The organism is Rothia terrae, assembly GCF_012396615.1.
In the GTDB taxonomy this organism is placed as follows: domain Bacteria; phylum Actinomycetota; class Actinomycetes; order Actinomycetales; family Micrococcaceae; genus Rothia; species Rothia terrae.
Genome location: NZ_JAAXPV010000003.1, coordinates 1 through 17732 on the forward strand (window position 1 = coordinate 1; position 17732 = coordinate 17732).

The following is a 17732-nucleotide window of genomic DNA, read 5'->3' on the forward strand; positions in this document are numbered from 1 at the left end:
TGGCGGTGAGGCCGGTTGTACGCTGGTGTTGCAACGGTTCTTCCGGTATGGCTTGAGGTTATTTGTAGAGATTTAACGCTCATATTTTTGCCGCTGGTGGGGCCGTTGTCTAGTTGGTGGGTGTGGGATTTGCTCTTACTTTTGAATAAGCCTCATTACTGCTCCTATCTGTAAAATAAAGCAGTGATAGATGTGGATATTGGGCTGTTCTTAATTGTTTTCAGTTCAACTATTTTTAGAATCGGGAAAAGAAAATGATTCGTCATTCTTGCAAAATATTTGCATTTACCATGATTGGTGTTACTGCTCTCATGGGATGCGGTGTCCAGACTAATGAAGAAGCTATCCAAGGAAAAGCACAGGAATCCGCATCTTCTCCGACTTCGCCGTCAACTTCTACTGCCTCAGAATCTGAAGCTACCTCCCCAAGCCCAACTTCCTCTACGTCTCAAGCCTCCGAAAGTAATCTACTGGTGGCATCAAACTCCGTTGAATCACAGGGCATTACTAAGAAATACAGCATTGATGGCGACGTGTACGATGTTCTTGGCGACCATATTGTAGGGCCCATTTCAACTAATTCAATTGCCGTTGCATCTCTCTCTTCTGGAGATAACCTCGTTGGAATCAGCCTTGAAGATGTACAGCAGTCAAGCGGTCATAAACATGAATCGATTGTTGGGGCTGTTCTGATGAAAAAGAGTGTAATCGTAATAATGTCCTCTTTGGCGGGGGAAGATAAATATAACACCGGTGAAGACGAGAGTGCTTTTGCGGTTTTTGATACTGAAAGCGGTAAACAAATCGGCGATACAGTCTACTCTGACATATACTCGAGCTCTGCGCGTGATGCTTTAGTCAATAACCAGTCATATACCACGTGGGCTGCCGGGGTACCTGGGGAAAGCTACGTATTGATGAAGGGTCAGGATACCGTCATTAGCAAGGGAGCTGATTCCGGGAATGTAGCAATTTTCGAAGATCAAAAACCGCCTAAGACACAGGTTCTAAGTGATAATGATTTCAAAGTATCCCACGTTTTGCAGGGTGAAAACCTGGTAGCGGTGCCCGGCTATACGCATAACCGTCACACTACACAGATTGGCGCTAACCAAGTAATTGCGTATGCTGACGCTGGTAAATATTCCACAGCGACCCCCTTCGTGACTAGCATCGAGGGTGCAGCGAACGCAGCAACCACTGGAACTGAATTTCCTATTTCAAACTTTTCGAACCGGGAGAGCTTGAAAAATGGCAACTCTATCGCCTACTCACAGGATTCAAAGAACTACGTATTCAATATTGCAGAGGGCACCTCAGTGAACACGGGCGATGTCAAAGGTGATGGGGTAGCACCTGACGGAGTCGTCATGGGAACTAAAGGCACACGCAGCCTTGCTGTTTTGATGAAGGGCGACAAGGTTCTCGACTTGCCTTCAGATGTTTCTTATAGCTCGAACCATGTTGTGACCGATGAATACGTGATTTTGGAACAGTACGGTCAGGCATCGATTTACTCGTATTCCTTTAAATAGGAAACTCCCACATAAGCACCACTGTGACCTCAGAAAGCGTCAAAATACACCCACTTTTCGGAGTATTTTGACGCTTTCTGAGGTCACTGTGCGTTAGGGGCTGGGTTAGGTGACGTTCGTGCCCAGTAGGGTGCCGATCAGCCAGGTTGCCGCCAGCGCCAGCGTACCGCCGATAACAACACGTAAGGCGGCGCGTCCGTACTTGGGGGAGCCACCCCACTTAGCGCCCAAAGTACCGGTGATCGCCAGCGCCACCAGTGTTCCCGCAAATGTTGCAGGAACTCGAATACCTGCCGGCAAAAGCAGAATCAAAAGGGTCGGCAGCAATGCGCCTGCCACGAAGGCTATTGCTGATGAGAAAGCAGCGGTCCACGGTGAGGGGATGTCTTCGGCGTCGATACCGAGTTCAAAATCCAGGTGGGCGTGCAAAGCGTCCTGCTCGGTGAGCTCGATAGCCGCCGCGCGAGCTGTCTTTGCGGTGAGACCACGCTGCATGAGGAGGCAGGTGAGCTCATCGAGCTCCTGTTCAGGTTCCTGCTTGAGTTCGGCTTTTTCTTTGGTAATCAGTGCCTCTTGACTATCTACCTGCGAGGAGACTGAGACGTACTCGCCAAGTGCCATAGAGAGCGCGCCACCGACAACGGCTGCGGCGGCCGCGATGCCGATAGTGTGAACAGATGTGGTTGCGCCTGCAACACCAACAACGGTTGCTGCAACGGAGACAATACCGTCATTCGCACCGAGTACGGATGCGCGCAGGCGGTTGAGCTTCTCTTGGTAGGCGCTATTAACGTGAGCTTCATCGGCGTGCTGGGTGTACTTCAGAGCCGGATCGTGTACAACGGAGGTCAAAAGGTTCGCGCGGTCTTCAATGGTTACCATCATGGTATTAGTACACACCTGTATCAAAAGTTTTTCTAGCAAGTATTTGTACAGGATCAAGTAAGGTAGCGCGTCCTTACCTTCAGCCAACCCCTGCCGTTTCGCTCACGATAAGTAGTTCGAGTGTCAGCAGATGAGCAGAACGCTAAGGGCGGGAGAGCGCCACGCATCTGTCTCTGGTTAGGGTAAAAACCGACAAAACGTAAGAAACAAACATAAACAAATATAGTCGCACACGTCCCTAGGTTTCGTCCTTCAAAAGTGAAAAGCTGAGTATAAGAAACCGGTCGCAACCGGCACTCACACACATCAGGAAAAGACGATGGCAAGTTTAGTCTCAACCAAATCTTCACCTCGCGCATCCACTGGCAGGCGCAAGCGTCCGCTGATTTCAAATGTGCTCGCTAAATACATCATGGCGGTCACGGGCATCATTTTCGGGCTCTTTGTATTCGTGCATATGTACGGCAACCTCAAGGTCTATACGGGTCCGGAACATTTCAATGCTTACGCACTGTTTTTGCGTACTCTCTTTGAACCGCTTTTTCCTTATGAGGGTTTCCTCTGGGTTTTCCGCATTGTTTTGCTCACTTGTTTGATTGGCCATGTTGGATGCGCGTTTCTGATTAGTTCCCGCGCTAAGAAGGCACGCGGTGCGCATAAGCGTCGTGGGCTGCGCGGATTCAAGTCTTTCACGGCACGTACGATGCTTGTTACCGGTATCGTGCTTCTGCTGTTCATCATCTTCCACATTCTTGATCTCACCGCTGGCGTCGCTGTTGCACCCGAAGGCTTCCAGCACGGTTCTGAGGCGGGGAGCTTCGCCTACCAGAACCTGATCGCAAGTTTTCAGCGACCCCTCGCGTCCTTGGTGTACATCGTTGCAATGGTCATTCTCTTTTTGCACCTAGCGCACGGCCTGTGGGCAGCGGTTTATGACTTTGGTGTGACCGTCAGCGAGAAAGTACGCTCTTGGATCATCCTGATTGCCGGCGTATTCGCCCTCATCGTCATGCTGGGCAATATCAGCATTCCCATTGCCGTTCTCACCGGAATCATCTCTTAAGGAACCCACCATGACAGACATCAAAATTACTTACGGCGACGACATCAGTGGCAATGTACCCGAGGGCGACCCCTCAACAGCGTGGGAGCGTCGCCGCGACGACTACAAACTCGTTTCACCGCTGAACCGCCGCAAGTTCAAGGTTATTGTGGTGGGCACCGGTCTTGCCGGTGCAGGATGCGCCGCAGCTCTTGGCGAGCTCGGCTACCAGGTTTCTAACTACACCTTCCATGACTCATCACGTCGTGCTCACTCGGTGGCAGCGCAGGGCGGTATTAACGCGGCGCGCGCTCGCAAGGTTGATAACGACTCGATTCACCGTTTTGTGAAAGACACCGTGAAGGGCGGTGACTTTAGAGGACGCGAGGCGGATGCTTTCCGTCTGGCTGAGGAGTCGGTGCGCGTGATCGACCACATGAACGGTATTGGTGCTCCGTTTGCCCGTGAGTATGGCGGCGAGTTGACCACCCGTTCCTTCGGTGGCGTGCAGGTGTCGCGTACGTATTACACGCGCGGTCAGACCGGTCAGCAGTTGCAGGTCTCTGCGCACCGTGCGCTGCAGCGTCAGGTGGCAGCCGGTACTGTCACCCTGCATACCTACTCCGAGATGCTTGATCTGATTGTGAAAGACGGTCGCGCTGTCGGTATTGTCTCTCGCAACCTGCGTACCGGCGAAATTACGGCAGAAACGGCGCACGCGGTCGTCTTGGCAACCGGTGGTTACGGCAACGTCTTCCACAAGTCCACATTGGCTAAGAACTCTAACTGCACCGCCGCCTGGCGCGCTCATCGTCGCGGTGCCTATTTCGCGTCCCCGGCGTACATTCAGTTCCACCCCACGGCGCTGCCGATTAGCAATAAGTTCCAGTCAAAGACCACGCTGATGTCGGAGTCTTTGCGTAACGACGGCCGTATTTGGGTACCCAAGAAAGCAGGCGATGACCGCCCTGCCAACGAGGTTCCCGAGGACGAGCGCGACTACTACCTAGAGCGCAAGTACCCGGCATTCGCCAACCTGACTCCGCGCGATATTGCCTCGCGTGCGGCGCGTGAACAGATTGAATCTGGCCACGGTGTTGGACCGCTCAAGAACTCGGTCTACCTGGATTTCCGCGACGCGAAAGCTCGCCTGGGCGTCAAGGTGCTGGACGAACGTTACGGCAACCTTTTTGAGATGTACCAGGACGCCACGGGCGAGGACCCGCACGAGGTTCCCATGCGTATTGCTCCCGGTGCCCACTTTGCGATGGGCGGCCTGTGGAGCGACTACGACCAGATGACCAGCATCCCCGGTCTTTTTGTGGGCGGTGAGGCCGGTTGGGGCTATCACGGCGCTAACCGCCTGGGTGCTAACTCGCTCCTTTCTGCCTGCGTTGACGGCTGGTTCACCCTGCCCTACTCGGTGCCCAATTACCTCGCGGATCACCTCGGTACCGCCCCGCTCGATGTGCAGGACGCCGCCGTGCAAGAGACCTTGCGCGAGGTGCGCGACCGCGTCCAACGACTGGTGAACATCAAGGGCAAGACCCCCACGGATCACTTTCACGCTCGTTTGGGCGAGATTTTGTATGAAGGCTGCGGCGTCTCACGCAATGAGGCAAAACTGACTCGCGCTATCGAGCAGATTCGTGAGTTGCGTGAGGAGTTCTACCTGGACCTCTTTGTGCCCGGCACCGGCGAAACCTATAACCAGGAGCTAGAACGCGCAGGACGCGTCGAAGACTACCTCTATCTCGCTGAACTCATGTGCGTGGACGCTCTTGACCGCAAAGAATCAGCCGGCGCGCACTTCCGCGAAGAATATCAAACTGAAGAAGGTGAAGCGGAGCGTAACGATGATGAATGGTGCTTTGTTTCAGCCTGGGAAGAAGGCGCTAACGGCGAGCATATTCGCCACGCCGAGCCGCTGAACTTCGAGATCATCAAGCTACAGACAAGGAACTACAAGTAATGCGTTTAACCATTGAAGTATGGCGCCAAGACAACCCCGAGGTCGAGGGCCATTTTGAGACTCACCTGGTGGAGGGTGCCCAAGAAGAGATGTCTCTGCTGGAGCTCATTGATTATCTCAACGACCAGCTGGTGTCTGAAGGACGCGAACCCATCGCCTACGATTCCGACTGCCGCGAGGGCATCTGCGGTACCTGCGGTATCACCGTGAACGACGACGCCCACGGGCCAGTCAAAAACACCCCGTCATGCCGTCAGCACTTGCGTTCTTTCAAGGACGGCGCGGTACTGCGTCTAGAGCCTTTCCGCTCCGGCGCTTTCCCCGTCATCCGCGACCTCGTCGTCGATCGCTCCGGCATGGATCGCGTCCTCCAAGCCGGCGGTTATATCTCGGTGGACGCGGGTACCGCCGCGGATGCTGATTCCATGCAGATTGGTCACGGTAGAGCAGAAAAAGCTCTGGACTTCGCCGCCTGCATCGGCTGCGGCGCCTGTATTTCGGCCTGCCCCAACGGTGCAGCAAACCTGTTCGCGGGTTCTTTGCTCAACCACCTCTCAACCCTGCCACAGGGCTCAACCGAGCGATCCAAACGCGCCCGCGCCGTCATTGCCGAACTCGATGAATCCTTCGGCCCCTGCTCCGTCTACGGCGAATGCGCGAAAGTCTGCCCCGCAGGCATCCCGCTCTCAGCCATCGCGGCAGTCAACCGCGAACGCGCTCGCGCGCTCATTCGCACCGGCAAGGATGACTAAAATCTAGCTTGATATCACGTTCCCTACGCCCGGAATCACGCGGTTTTCGGGCGTAGGATTAAAGGTGAAAACACCACATACCCACGAGTACCTCTGTTCGTCGTAGCGGGGGCAAAGAAAGCAATCATGGCTTCGACAACTCAACCGGCGAAAACGGCAGAAACCGCCCAGAAAACAGCGCCGGCACCCTCAAAGCAGCGAAACATGGTGATCGCAAAAGTTGTTGCGATTCTCGCCGTCACGCTGATTCTTTACTTCATGCCCGTGCCCGAGGGCGTTGACCCTCGCGGTATGCACATGGCAGGCATCTTTGCCGGTACAATTCTCGGCCTGATTCTGCAGCCGCTTCCTACCGCGTCCGTCGCGTTGATTGGTTTGGCTGCCGCAATGATGACAGGCACGATGGCAGCTAAAAATGAGGCACTCACCGGCTTCGGTAGCTCTACTATTTGGCTGATTGTGGCTGCTTTCTTTATCGCCGACGGCTTCTTGCTCACGGGGCTAGGACGCCGCGTCGCGCTGATCTTTGTTTCGAAGCTCGGTAAGTCATCGCTTGGTTTGGCTTACGGCATGGCACTCACTGACTTTGTGCTCTCACCGGCGACGCCTTCTAACACTGCTCGTGCCGGTGGCGTGGTATACCCCATCGTGAAGTCGCTGGCTGTGGTGAATAATTCTGAGCCCACCACCGATGAATCCCGCAAGCGTCTTGGTGCTTACCTCTCGTTGACTGCAGTTCAGGTCAACACCATCACCGCGGCTATGTTCGTGACCGCTATGGCGGGTAACCCGCTGGCTGTTGGTTTCGCTGAAAAGCAGGGCGTGCACATTACCTGGGGCACCTGGGCTTTGGGTGCTATCGTGCCCGGTCTGATCGCTTTGGTCGTGATGCCCTGGGTCATGATGAAGCTCTACCCGCCCACACTGCGTGAGACTCCGGACGCACCGGCTCAGGCGCGTCAGCAGCTCAAAGAATCCGGCCCCATGTCACGCGGTGAATGGATCATGCTGGTCACCTTTGTGCTTCTGCTGGCGCTGTGGATTCTCGGCTCAACCCTCAAGATTGATGCGACCTCAGCAGCCTTCTTCGGTATCGCTCTTCTTCTGGTGACCAAGGTTCTGACCTGGAGCGATATGGCTAAAAACTCCGGCGCATGGTCAACCCTCATCTTCTTCTCGGTGCTCGTTGCAATGGCTGAACACCTCAATACCCTGGGCGTTATCGGCTGGATCGGTACCTCGGTCAGCAACCTAGTAGGCGGTCTGCCGTGGGCTGTCGCCTTTGTGATTCTGTTCCTGGTGTACTTCTACGTTCACTACTTGTTCGCATCCAACACCGCGCAGATTGTGGCAATGTACGCGGTCTTCCTCTCGGCAGCTATCGCAGCTGGCGCACCTCCCATGTTCGCAGCGCTCATGCTTGGCTTCGCAGGCAACCTGATTGGCGGTCTGACCCACTACGCATCCGGCCCTGCAGGTGTTGTCTTTGGCTCGGGCTACGTGCCCACCAGCGAATGGTTCAAGACCAGCTTCTTAGCATCACTGGTGAATGTGCTCATCTTCGGTGTTATTGGCACCGGCTGGCTGATGCTCATTGGACTGTGGCGCTAAGCTACGCGCAGGTTCTTTAGCAAGTTTTACCTCAAGGACGCGCCGTCCCGCTTCTCCCGCTGGTGTGGGGGAGTGGGGCGGCGCGTCCTTTAGTGTGCGCTGATGTTGGGATGAAAATCGGTGAAAAGAGCACCTGAGATGCAGAAACTTTCCATTACTTGAAAAAGAAAGTGATATTTTCAACCCTAAACCCCTTTTTATTATGAATAATTCATAATAAGATAGATGATGAAGGCGCACGAAGCGCCACGAAAAACATTCACAAAAGAAGGAGCATCATGCCCGTTCTCACCATTGGCGACGAATTCCCCGAGTACGAGCTCACCGGCGTTATCCCCGGCGACCTCTCAAAGGTAGACGCACAGCAGCCCGAGGACTACTTCACCACCGTCTCATCCAAGGACCGCGATGAAGACCAGTGGCGCGTTGTCTTCTTCTGGCCCAAGGACTTCACCTTCGTATGCCCCACCGAAATCGCAGCATTCGGCAAGCTCGCAGACGAATTCGAAGCACGCGACTGCCAGGTTATCGGCGCATCCGTTGACAACGAATACACCCACTACGCATGGCGCCGTTCACACGAAGAGTTGCAGGACCTGCCCATCGTGATGGCATCAGACCTCAACCGCGAACTCGTAACCGCCCTCGGCATCAAGAACGCTGCAGGCGTAGCAGACCGCGCAACCTTCATCATCGACCCCAACAACGTTATCCAGTCAGTATCCATCACCGCTGACTCAGTTGGACGTAACACCGATGAGATCCTGCGCCAGCTCGACGCACTGCAGTCAGACGAACTCTGCGCATGCAACTGGAAGAAGGGCGCAGCAACCATCGACGCATTCAAGGAAATGGGTGGCGACAAGTAATGAGCATTGAAAACCTACGCGGCGCACTGCCGTCATACGCAAAAGACCTCAACCTCAACCTGTCATCGCTGACTCGCATCAACAACCTGACCGAGCAGCAGCTGTGGGGCACTATTCTGGCAACCGCAGCAGCAACCAAGGTTGACTCCGTTGTTGTAGAAATCGCTGAAGAAGCAAAGCAGCACCTCTCAGACGAGGCATTCAACGCGGCTCTCGGCGCAGCAACCATCATGGGTATGAACAACGTCCTCTACCGCACCCGCGGTTACTTGGACGGTGCCTACGACGATCAGCGCGCAAACCTGCGCATGCAGATCATCGGCAAGTCAGGTGGCATCGACAAGGTTGACTTCGAGTTCTTCTCACTCGCAGTTTCAGCTGTCAACGGTTGTTCACACTGCCTGTCCGCTCACGAACACGAAGTTCGCGAAGGCGGCATGAGCAAGGACCAGGTCAACGAGGCAATCCGTATTGCATCAACCATGGCCGGTGTTGCTCAGGGCATCCAGCTCGCTGAGGCACTCGGTGCATAAATAAAGACTTTGCGCACGGGCTAACCGTACGCAAACTTCAGGACTACCTTCACGGGCGCACACGTCCACTACCCCAAAACATGTGCGCTTGGGAGGTGGTCCTTTTTTATTTTTACGCCGAGATCCTGATTAATCGCCGAAATCCTGATTTAAAACAGGAACTCGGCGATTAATCAGGATCTCGGCGGGGTGGAAACTCAGATAGGGTGGGAAATATGAGTACTCAGCCTCGAGAACCGCACTGGCACGACAACCAGCTACCCGCGTCCACCCCTGATGACGGTGCGCCACCCGTTCGCATCCCGTGGCAGCAAGAACCCGTGAACCTGCAGGGAAACTACGGACAGGCGCCTGCCGCCGGTGCACTACATCCCAACTCTCAGTCGGCGTACTCCGCCCATCGTCCTCCTCACAGTTACCCCGGTATGGAAGCTCACCCGCCGGTGCCTGCGCGTCAACCGGTCACGCGCGTCCTGGGCTATCACCGGTTGTCTCACGCAGACCCTAATACCCGCTGGTGGTCGCCACTCGTTGAGGGGCTTATCGGGTTGGGCGTTTTTGCGGGGCTTACTTTCATCATTACGCTACCGCTGTTGGCTGCGATGTTCGTCGACCCCTACTACGCGAATGTTCTGACGGCACCGGACCCGATGAAGTCTATGACGGATGCGGCGTTTGAGAACCCGTGGATGTTTGCCTATCTCTTTGGGTCTATTGCCATCATGTTCCCTGCCTTGTGGGTGGCGCGCCTTTGCATGGGGCCTAAGCCCTGGGGTCTTGTTCATTCAGTGGCAGGACGCATGCGCTGGGGCTGGCTGCTGATATGTGCGGGTATTGCGGCTGTAGTTTTTGTGCTTCTTCCAATGATCATCAACGCGGTGCTGGGTGCAGGTGAGGCCCCGCTTTTGCGTCAGCCACCGCAGCACTTGTGGATTTTTATTGTCTTGCTGCTGACTCTCGTTCCTGTGCAGTGTTATGCCGAAGAGCTCGTATTCCGCGGCTACTTGATGCAAACTATCGGGCGGTGGCTCAAGCATCCGGCTTTTGCGATTATTTTGCCTGCACCACTGTTTATGATCGGGCATACGTATGATCTGTGGGGTCAGGCATCGGTGCTGTGCATGGGCGTGGCTGCCGGTTTCTTGGCGTGGCGCACCGGCGGGCTGGAATCAGGAATTGCCCTGCACGCGGTTAATAACATCATCGCTATGTTTGGCGGGCTGATGGGAACGGGTGATCCTTTCGTGCAGCAGGGTTCTACTTTTGCCGATTTCGCCGTAGTCTTCGCCATCGAGCTCATCTATGTGCTGGCTGTGCTGTGGGTAGCCAAGCGTCGTAAAATTCAGCGTACGCGCGAGATTACCTACTAGCGCACAGTGCCGGATGCGCCAAGCCCGGCGCAAACCGGCATTCTAGCCCTTGGGGGAGAAAATCCACCGTGCGTTGCGGGCTGAGACCTGTACGGGGATCGGCGGGTTGTCACCCTTGATGCTGTAGCTGTGGGTGTCTTCGCTCTTATCACCTGCGAGAACGTCGAAAAGTTCTGTACCCGAGAGCTCGTCAACGGGGTTTGGATGAGTGTACGCGCCGCTGTCGTAGGTGCTCCCGTCATCGATGCGCTGTGTGTGGTGGGTGATGCGTGAACCGCTTTTTTCGGGGTCGTAGTAGAAAGCCTGCAGTTGTGAGTCGCTGGCGAAATCACCGGTGACGGTGGGCGCGTGTTCCGGCGGATGCACACGGATTTTTCACTGGCTGCCTTCGGGAAGCTCAATCTGAAAAATGTCGTTGTGCTCCTCAAAGACGTGAGGCATCCAGAAACTGGCACGGTATTCCTTGCCTGTCTCGTCCCACTGTAGGTCGAATTCTTTACCGACAATGGTGTCGAATTCTCCGTTGTCTTTCAGTGTTTCAGCGCGGGAGTGCGCGAAGTATCCGGTCCCAGCTTCCGAGGGTGTGAAGATAAGTTCTGCCTAGGCGAGATTGCGGTAGGCGTCGTCTCTCCTGGCACCGAACATGTATTCACCGTGCGCGGGGGAGCTCTCGGTATCGTCGGTCGCTACATTTTTGGTGTTGTTCGCAGTGAACTCTTTGTAGGAGCCTTCGGGAAAGTCCCGTGCCTCGGGGTGCTGTGCCGCATCGTACTGCTGGTTGAATTCATCGGTACTCTGCGTGAAAAAATGCGTTGGGAGTGCTATGAGAAAGACGCCTGCAACGACCAAAATCCCGATGAATGCGAGGACGCACATATACAGAGCGCGTCGAGGAGAAAAACGTTGTGTGCTCATGGAGGGGGTAATCTATCTAGCGTGCAGTGTTTGAGGTACACATTACCGAAGTTCTCTTTGCCGTTGCGGAGCTTTATTCTCTCGCGCGCTACATTACGAGCAAACACCGGTCGCCGTACACAGCAAAATATGGCCGTAGTAATCTAGTGCCATGATCATTGACCCACAGCAGAATATTGAAGATCTCGGCGCTTTTGTTCAGGCGTCGCCCACCTCGTTCCATGCGGTTGCTGAAGTTGCGTCGCGTCTTGAAAAATCCGGTTTCACTGCCCTCAACGAAGAGGATGCGTGGGGTGCGGATGCCGCGACCGGCAAGCATTTTGTGGTGCGCGACGGCGCGATTATTGCGTGGGCGGGTGCTGCGCAGGCGGGCAAGGCATCGGGCTATCGCATCCTGGGCGCGCATACTGATTCGCCGTCGTTCAAGCTTAAGCCGAATTCATCGGTGCGTACTTTTTCGTGGAATCAGGTAGGCGTTGAGATTTACGGTGGCCCGCTGTTGAACTCGTGGCTTGACCGCGAGCTGTGTATTGCAGGACGCCTGGCTGTGCTCGATGCGGACGGCAAGGTTGAGCAGCGCCTGGTAACGACCGGCCCGGTGGCGCGTATTGCGCAGCTGGCTATTCACCTTGATCGCGACGTCAATAACGGGCTCAAGCTTGATAAGCAGAACAATATTTACCCGATTTGGGGCGCTGGCGAGTCGAAGGGTGATGTGCTCGGTTATCTCTCCGATCAGGTGCAGGGCGAACCCGTCGATTCCCGCCGCATCCTCGGTTATGACCTGCTGCTGGCTGACACCCAAGCACCGCGAACCTTCGGCGAGAACAACGAATTTTTTGCGTCCGGACGCCTGGACAACCTGTCATCCGTGCACGCCGGTATGACCGCCCTGCAGCGTTTTGTAGAGTCTGAGGATTACAAGGACGCCACCCGCACCGTCATGCTCGCTGCCTTTGACCACGAGGAAGTAGGCTCCGAAACTCGCTCCGGCGCGGCTGGTCCCTTCCTCGAGGATGTTCTCGTGCGCCTGAGCACAGCACGCGGTGAAAGTGCCGAAGAATACCGCTGTTCCGTTGCAGGCTCCATCTGCCTCTCCTCAGATGCTGGCCACCTCACCCACCCCAACTACGCGGGGCATCACGATAACAACGTGCGTCCGCAACCGGCATCCGGCCCGCTACTGAAAATCAATGCGGTGCAACGTTACGCCACGGACGCGATGGGTGCGGGAATCTTCGCTCTGGCCTGCGAAAAGGCTGGCGTGCCCTACCAGGAGTTTGTATCGAATAACAATGTTCCGTGCGGCTCGACCATTGGCCCGATTACCGCAACGCGCATGGGCATGCGCACCATCGACGTGGGTATTGGTTTGCTGTCCATGCACTCGGCACGCGAAATGTGCCACGTGAACGACATGGCGTACATGACCCGCGCCATTGAAGGTTTCTTCTCGCTCTAACCGCTGAAAGTTACTCCTAAAATACGTTTGTACTGACACTAGCGTCAGTACTTTCGCACTATGGGAGTAATTTTTTGAAAGGATCCCATGCCGCTTTCTATCATCGGCGCGTTCTGGCTCATATCGTTCATGCTTGCGTGGGTGCCCGGCGCAGACTGGGCGTACACCATTAACGCGGCAATCAAACACAGGACGCCTGTGCCCGCTGTTGCCGGTGTCTGGGCTTGGGTTACATGATCCTGGCTTTGCTGGCGGCCGTGGGGGCGTCTGCCCTGATTGCAGGTGTGCCCGGTGCGCTGGCAACGCTCACCATTGTTGGCTCTGTGTACCTGCTCTGGCTAGGTATAACGACGCTTCTCAACCCGCCCACCCTGCATGGTGTGGTGCCAGAGTGAGCGGGGGACGCCGCATCCGGCGCCCCTATTTCATCCGGTGCATCGGTGCGAGCAACGACGCCTGCGCGCCAGTTTTGGACTGGTGCCGGTATTAGCGGCCTGAACCCCAAGGCACTGTTGACGTATGTGGTGTTGCTGCCGCAGTTCACCGCTGCTGACAACAGCTGGCCGATGATGATTCAGCTGGGTGTGCTCGGGCTCATCCACACGTTCAACTGTGTGCTGGTCTACCTCATGGTGGGCTTCTCAGCACGCAAGGTTTTGGGTACGCGTCCTGCTGTTGACCGGTGGGTATCACGTGCGTCCGGCATAGTCATGATCGTTATCGCGGTGACGCTGGTGGGCGAACAGGTAGCGCACTGGCTCTAACTTTTCTTCCGCGAGGGGTCATTTATCGTTCAAAATCAGTGGTATTTTGAACGATAAATGACCCCTCGCGGCGTTGGTGGTGCAAAGTTCCAGAAGATGAATCATTTTTTCTGTGACGCAGGCTATGATTTTCGCCCATTTGAGTTTATTCTAGTCCTAAATAAAGTCTTTAGACTCTGACTCAAGAACACTTGATGAAAGGTGGAGCCGATGGCCGGCATTACTTTCTCAGACGTTACCTGTCGCTATGAAGGCGCTAGCCGCGACTCGGTTTCACACCTCAACCTCGATATTAAAGACGGTGAGTTTCTCGTGCTCGTTGGCCCTTCAGGCTGCGGTAAATCCACTGTGCTGCGTATGCTTGCCGGTCTTGAAGAGGTGACCTCCGGCTCCATTCACATCGGCGATGTAGATGCTACCGACCTTCCTTCCCAGGACCGTGACATCGCAATGGTGTTCCAGAGCTACGCGCTGTACCCTCACATGACGGTGCGCGATAACATCGCTTTTCCTCTCAAGATGGCGAAGTTCCCTAAAGACAAAATGAACCGTCGCGTGGAAGAAGCGGCACGCTTGCTTGACCTCACCGATTACTTGGACCGCAAGCCCAAGGCTCTGTCGGGCGGTCAGCGTCAGCGTGTGGCGATGGGACGCGCGATTGTGCGAGAACCGCAGGTCTTCTTAATGGATGAGCCTCTCTCAAACCTGGACGCGAAGTTGCGCGTGCAGACCCGAACCCAGATTTCTGAGCTCACCACTCAGCTAGATGTCACTACGGTTTACGTGACGCACGACCAGACTGAAGCGATGACCATGGGACATCGCGTTGCCGTTCTCAAGGACGGCGTCCTGCAACAGGTAGACACCCCTTCTAATCTTTACGACCATCCGGCAAATGAGTTTGTGGCGGGCTTTATTGGATCGCCTTCCATGAACATTCTCTCGTGTTCGGTAGATACAGACGGTGCACGCCTCGAAAATGCAGTAGTGCCTGTTCCTGCTGAGGTGCGCTCGCGAATGCATGCCGATGGTGCCATCCACTTGGGCGTCCGACCTGAGGACTTTGAGATTGTGAACCCTGAAGAGGGCTTTGAGGTGCACGTTGACTTGGTTGAAGAGTTGGGTGCTGATGCCTATATTCACGCTTCTCTGCCGCGGAGCTCCTCCATTAAGCTCAAGAGCCCCAATGTTGAGCGTCCTGCTCAGATTATTATTCGCACTGATGGTCGTAGCCCAATCAAGCGATTTGACCGCCTGTGGATTGCTCCGCGAGGTATCAGTCACTTCTTTGATGCTCAGACTGGTGACAGCCTGACTCACTAAGTGCAAGTAACACACAGCGCCCGAGCAGTGGTTGAGACTGTTCGGGCGCTTTTCTTGTGCTTTTGGGATTAGGTGAGGTCCTCCAGGGCGTTGAGTCGTACTCTTTCTATGGCTGACTGAAGGGCACCGAGTCGCACCGCTTCTTCGCCAATGGTGGATGTTCTGATTTCGACCCATGGTGTGTTGAGGTATCTCTGTAGCTGACGGTGAATTTCTGCTGTCTTTCCGCGAAAGGCAGGAGCTGCACCGCCGGCGATATTGATGCGATCGAGGTCCAACGGGCCTGCGAGCACGGCGCACACGCGCGCTAATGAATCGGTGAGTTCTGCGACGATGGCGCTGGCAACTGCGTCACCGCGTTCTGCTTCTGCAAAGACATTTTCGGCGGTGAGTTTTTCCGGTGGCCAGTGGGCTAGCGATGTCGGCTCAGCTTCACTCTTTCGAATGGCCTTCTGACCGGCTGTGCGTGCTCGGGCGGCAATACCGTCGGTGCCCTTAACGCCGCTGACGATATCGAGAATCCTGAGCTCACCTGCCATGCCGTGGCGCTGTCGAAGGAGGGTTCCATTGAGTACAATTCCCGCGCCAAAACGCTCCCCGGCAAGGACAGTGGCAAATGAGGTTCCAGCTAGCGTGGGGTCTGTGCTGAGGTCTGCTAGGGCAGCGAGGTTGGCGTCATTATCCGCTGTGATGTTCCATGAGAAGTCCTCCCGTAGGGAAGTGAGATCCGGGTTCATGACGCTCCAGAACGTGCTGGTGCCGTCTTTGGGTGACTTTCCTTCGAAATTGACGGGTGCAGGAACCCCCACCACCACAGTGTGAATGTCGTTGGGTGAGAGGTCCGCGGTGTCTAGAGTCTGCAGGATGGTTTTGAGAATGTATTCTCTGCGTTCGTTTGCGTTTTTCCAGGTGGCGTTGTAGTTGCGGTGGATAGTTGAAATTTCTGAGCCTGCGAGGTCACTGACGGTTGCAGATATGCGGTGCTCGCCGGCGTCTACACCGACTACTAGAGCCCGAGATGGGTTGAACTCATAGCGTTTTGCAGGGCGCCCCATGGCATATTCGCCTGCTTGCCTACTGTCTTGAGCTGAGCGGATCCAGTCTAGATTCTCAAGGTCTTTGCAGAGTGAAAGCACGGTAGCGCGCGTGAGGCCGGTCTTGTCCATGAGCTCTGAGACGGTGGTTGCTGGGGCTCCCCAGAGGGTGTTGAGAACCGACTGTGCGTTAAGACTGCGTGGTGAGAGGGGTTTGGTGGGTTCAGCTGAGATGGGGATGACGGGAGCCATGGGGGAGTCCCCTTTCTGTAATGCCAATTTTTGTTAATTGTATCCATTGAACTTATTTTATTTAGAGTCTATATTTAGTCTCAATAGAACAAGTGTGCCGCACAACACAGGGAGTAAGTATGGGACGTTCTGGCGCTTCATTACCGCTCATGTCACGACGTAACCTTTTTCAAGCTGGCGCCCTCGGCGCGTTCGCTTTTGGGCTTTCAGCTTGCGGTTCGTCCTCTGCCCCCACCATTAGCCTCTATCAGTCAAAGCCAGAGGTTATTCCATATTTTCGTGACTTGGTAAGCTCCTTTAACACCGAGCATCCCGCTATTCACGCAATTCACGATGCCACGAGTAGCCTCTCGGCGAGTTTCGCGCGTGCAACACCGCCAGACCTTGGTTGCCTCAACTACAACTTTGAAATGGCACGTTTTCAAGAACGAGGTGAGCTCTCCGACCTCTCAGACTTGCTCCCCGAAGCTAACATTGCCCCCAGCGTCCTAGAGCTTGTAGACCAGTACCCCACATATCCCGGGCGAACGAGCGTTATCCCTTACTCCATGATGGGCGCGGCAACGTTCTACAACAAAGATATCTTCGATCAGCACGGACTGGACGTGCCGACCACCTACAGTGAGCTGTTGGGAGTCTGCGAAAAACTCAAGAGCGCTGGAGTTACTGCTTTTTACTTCACCAGCGCAGACGCGTGGACGCTTGCGCAGGGTATCGCAGACTACAGCATCGGCGGTGCGATTGATGTTGCTGACTTCTTCAAGAGGATGCGCGATTTAGGCACTGAAGCCTCCAACGACTCTGAGGTTTCATTCTCTAAGAACCTCAAAAAGCCGCTAGAGAAAGCTGTAAAACTTGCCGAGTACACCAACGCGGACGCCACCTCTCGCAAGTATGCTGACGGCAACGTTGCCTTCGCAAACGGTGAGGCCGCCATGTACTTGCAGGGACCGTGGGCTATCACCGAAATTATGGCGTTGAACCCCAAGATGAACATGGGTATCTTCCCGCTGCCAATGACGGAGAACCCCGAGGACCGTAAGGTGCGCGTCAACCTCGACCTTGCCCTGTGGATTCCCGAAGGCTCTCAGCATAAGGACGAGGCACGTGAGCTGCTCAAGTACCTCATTCAGCCTGAAATTGCCGATAAATACAACGCTACAAACAATGGCTTTGGTGTGCGGGCTGATTCTCCCGCAGTCAGCGACGAACGCTTGAAGGACCTTCAGGGTTTCATCGATAAAGCTGCGTTTTACCAGGGAACTTCAACCGCGATTCCCAAGACAATTCCCTTCGAAAACTATATGCAGAGCATTTTCACCGGGGGAAGCATCGAAGAAACACTGGCAACTCTCGATGGCGATTGGCAGCGCAACGCGCGTCGTCAAGGAACCAACTAGGCACCGACACAGA

16 protein-coding genes and 1 pseudogene are annotated in these 17732 nt (G+C 55.1%); 13 read left to right on the plus strand and 4 right to left on the minus strand.

What is annotated here, in order from left to right:
* The first annotated feature begins 254 nt into the window (after nt 1-254).
* Nucleotides 255-1535: a hypothetical protein gene (locus tag HF984_RS02260; protein WP_168614070.1), complete on the plus strand. Its 1281-nt coding sequence runs from the start codon at nt 255-257 to the stop codon at nt 1533-1535.
* Between the two features lie 105 nt (nt 1536-1640).
* Here HF984_RS02260 and HF984_RS02265 read toward each other — a convergent pair whose 3' ends face one another.
* Nucleotides 1641-2420: a VIT1/CCC1 transporter family protein gene (locus HF984_RS02265; RefSeq protein ID WP_247596413.1), complete on the minus strand. Its 780-nt coding sequence runs from the start codon at nt 2418-2420 to the stop codon at nt 1641-1643.
* A gap of 319 nt (nt 2421-2739) precedes the next feature.
* Here HF984_RS02265 and HF984_RS02270 point away from each other — a divergent pair, with 319 nt between their 5' ends.
* The 7 genes from HF984_RS02270 (at nt 2740) to HF984_RS02300 (ending at nt 10569) form a co-directional block, all read left to right on the plus strand.
* Nucleotides 2740-3483 carry a succinate dehydrogenase cytochrome b subunit gene (locus tag HF984_RS02270; protein ID WP_168614071.1) on the plus strand — a complete coding sequence of 248 codons (744 nt, stop codon included), beginning with the start codon at nt 2740-2742 and terminating at the stop codon, nt 3481-3483.
* A gap of 10 nt (nt 3484-3493) precedes the next feature.
* Entirely contained in the window at nt 3494-5434 is a 1941-nt protein-coding gene (locus tag HF984_RS02275) for a fumarate reductase/succinate dehydrogenase flavoprotein subunit (protein ID WP_168614072.1), read from the plus strand.
* Nucleotides 5434-6186, plus strand: a complete 753-nt coding sequence (locus HF984_RS02280) for a succinate dehydrogenase/fumarate reductase iron-sulfur subunit (protein WP_168614073.1) — start codon at nt 5434-5436, stop codon at nt 6184-6186. Before HF984_RS02275 ends, HF984_RS02280 begins: the two co-directional genes overlap by 1 nt.
* A 126-nt stretch (nt 6187-6312) precedes the next feature.
* A complete protein-coding gene (locus tag HF984_RS02285) occupies nt 6313-7797 on the plus strand; it encodes an anion permease (protein ID WP_168614074.1) in 1485 nt (494 codons plus the stop codon).
* A 278-nt stretch (nt 7798-8075) separates the two neighbouring features.
* Nucleotides 8076-8666 carry a peroxiredoxin gene (locus tag HF984_RS02290; RefSeq protein WP_168614075.1) on the plus strand — a complete coding sequence of 197 codons (591 nt, stop codon included), beginning with the start codon at nt 8076-8078 and terminating at the stop codon, nt 8664-8666.
* Nucleotides 8666-9199: an alkylhydroperoxidase, AhpD family gene (gene ahpD, locus HF984_RS02295; RefSeq protein WP_168614076.1), complete on the plus strand. Its 534-nt coding sequence runs from the start codon at nt 8666-8668 to the stop codon at nt 9197-9199. The genes HF984_RS02290 and ahpD overlap by 1 nt, the downstream gene beginning before the upstream one ends.
* A gap of 215 nt (nt 9200-9414) precedes the next feature.
* Nucleotides 9415-10569, plus strand: coding sequence for a CPBP family intramembrane glutamic endopeptidase (locus tag HF984_RS02300; RefSeq protein WP_168614077.1), 1155 nt, complete (start codon nt 9415-9417; stop codon nt 10567-10569).
* 42 nt (nt 10570-10611) lie between these two features.
* Here HF984_RS02300 and HF984_RS02305 read toward each other — a convergent pair whose 3' ends face one another.
* Complete coding sequence (locus tag HF984_RS02305; RefSeq protein WP_168614078.1) at nt 10612-10935, minus strand: hypothetical protein; 324 nt, start codon at nt 10933-10935, stop codon at nt 10612-10614.
* Between the two features lie 234 nt (nt 10936-11169).
* On the minus strand, nt 11170-11484 hold the full coding sequence (locus HF984_RS02310) for a hypothetical protein (protein WP_168614079.1): 315 nt from the start codon (nt 11482-11484) through the stop codon (nt 11170-11172).
* A 151-nt stretch (nt 11485-11635) separates the two neighbouring features.
* Here HF984_RS02310 and HF984_RS02315 point away from each other — a divergent pair, with 151 nt between their 5' ends.
* The 4 genes and pseudogenes from HF984_RS02315 to HF984_RS02325 all read left to right on the plus strand — a co-directional run bounded on the left by HF984_RS02315 (nt 11636) and on the right by HF984_RS02325 (nt 15033).
* A complete protein-coding gene (locus HF984_RS02315; RefSeq protein WP_168614080.1) occupies nt 11636-12946 on the plus strand; it encodes a M18 family aminopeptidase in 1311 nt (436 codons plus the stop codon).
* A gap of 87 nt (nt 12947-13033) precedes the next feature.
* Nucleotides 13034-13183, plus strand: coding sequence for a hypothetical protein (locus HF984_RS11295; protein WP_210729525.1), 150 nt, complete (start codon nt 13034-13036; stop codon nt 13181-13183).
* Nucleotides 13180-13710, plus strand: a pseudogene (locus HF984_RS11400) (LysE family translocator). The gene HF984_RS11295 and the pseudogene HF984_RS11400 overlap by 4 nt, the downstream one beginning before the upstream one ends.
* A 210-nt stretch (nt 13711-13920) precedes the next feature.
* Nucleotides 13921-15033 carry an ABC transporter ATP-binding protein gene (locus HF984_RS02325; protein WP_168614081.1) on the plus strand — a complete coding sequence of 371 codons (1113 nt, stop codon included), beginning with the start codon at nt 13921-13923 and terminating at the stop codon, nt 15031-15033.
* 68 nt (nt 15034-15101) lie between these two features.
* Here the strand turns inward: HF984_RS02325 and HF984_RS02330 are convergent, their stop codons facing one another.
* Nucleotides 15102-16319 (minus strand): ROK family transcriptional regulator, encoded by a 1218-nt coding sequence (locus HF984_RS02330; RefSeq protein WP_168614082.1) that lies wholly within the window; start codon nt 16317-16319, stop codon nt 15102-15104.
* Nucleotides 16320-16438: 119 nt separating this feature from the next.
* Between HF984_RS02330 and HF984_RS02335 the strand changes: the two genes are divergently transcribed.
* Nucleotides 16439-17719 carry an ABC transporter substrate-binding protein gene (locus HF984_RS02335; RefSeq protein ID WP_168614083.1) on the plus strand — a complete coding sequence of 427 codons (1281 nt, stop codon included), beginning with the start codon at nt 16439-16441 and terminating at the stop codon, nt 17717-17719.
* The last annotated feature ends 13 nt before the right edge of the window (nt 17720-17732 follow it).

What these genes read in the sequence shown, in the direction of transcription:
- HF984_RS02290 (WP_168614075.1), top strand. Translation starts at nt 8,076, where the DNA reads ATGCCCGTTCTCACCATTGGCGACGAATTCCCCGAGTACGAGCTCACC.
- HF984_RS02325 (WP_168614081.1), top strand. Translation starts at nt 13,921, where the DNA reads ATGGCCGGCATTACTTTCTCAGACGTTACCTGTCGCTATGAAGGCGCT.
- HF984_RS02330 (WP_168614082.1), bottom strand. Translation starts at nt 16,319, where the DNA reads ATGGCTCCCGTCATCCCCATCTCAGCTGAACCCACCAAACCCCTCTCA.
- HF984_RS02260 (WP_168614070.1), top strand. Translation starts at nt 255, where the DNA reads ATGATTCGTCATTCTTGCAAAATATTTGCATTTACCATGATTGGTGTT.
- HF984_RS02275 (WP_168614072.1), top strand. Translation starts at nt 3,494, where the DNA reads ATGACAGACATCAAAATTACTTACGGCGACGACATCAGTGGCAATGTA.
- HF984_RS02280 (WP_168614073.1), top strand. Translation starts at nt 5,434, where the DNA reads ATGCGTTTAACCATTGAAGTATGGCGCCAAGACAACCCCGAGGTCGAG.
- ahpD (WP_168614076.1), top strand. Translation starts at nt 8,666, where the DNA reads ATGAGCATTGAAAACCTACGCGGCGCACTGCCGTCATACGCAAAAGAC.
- HF984_RS02300 (WP_168614077.1), top strand. Translation starts at nt 9,415, where the DNA reads ATGAGTACTCAGCCTCGAGAACCGCACTGGCACGACAACCAGCTACCC.
- HF984_RS02285 (WP_168614074.1), top strand. Translation starts at nt 6,313, where the DNA reads ATGGCTTCGACAACTCAACCGGCGAAAACGGCAGAAACCGCCCAGAAA.
- HF984_RS02265 (WP_247596413.1), bottom strand. Translation starts at nt 2,420, where the DNA reads ATGATGGTAACCATTGAAGACCGCGCGAACCTTTTGACCTCCGTTGTA.
- HF984_RS02270 (WP_168614071.1), top strand. Translation starts at nt 2,740, where the DNA reads ATGGCAAGTTTAGTCTCAACCAAATCTTCACCTCGCGCATCCACTGGC.
- HF984_RS02310 (WP_168614079.1), bottom strand. Translation starts at nt 11,484, where the DNA reads ATGAGCACACAACGTTTTTCTCCTCGACGCGCTCTGTATATGTGCGTC.
- HF984_RS02335 (WP_168614083.1), top strand. Translation starts at nt 16,439, where the DNA reads ATGGGACGTTCTGGCGCTTCATTACCGCTCATGTCACGACGTAACCTT.
- HF984_RS02315 (WP_168614080.1), top strand. Translation starts at nt 11,636, where the DNA reads ATGATCATTGACCCACAGCAGAATATTGAAGATCTCGGCGCTTTTGTT.
- HF984_RS11295 (WP_210729525.1), top strand. Translation starts at nt 13,034, where the DNA reads ATGCCGCTTTCTATCATCGGCGCGTTCTGGCTCATATCGTTCATGCTT.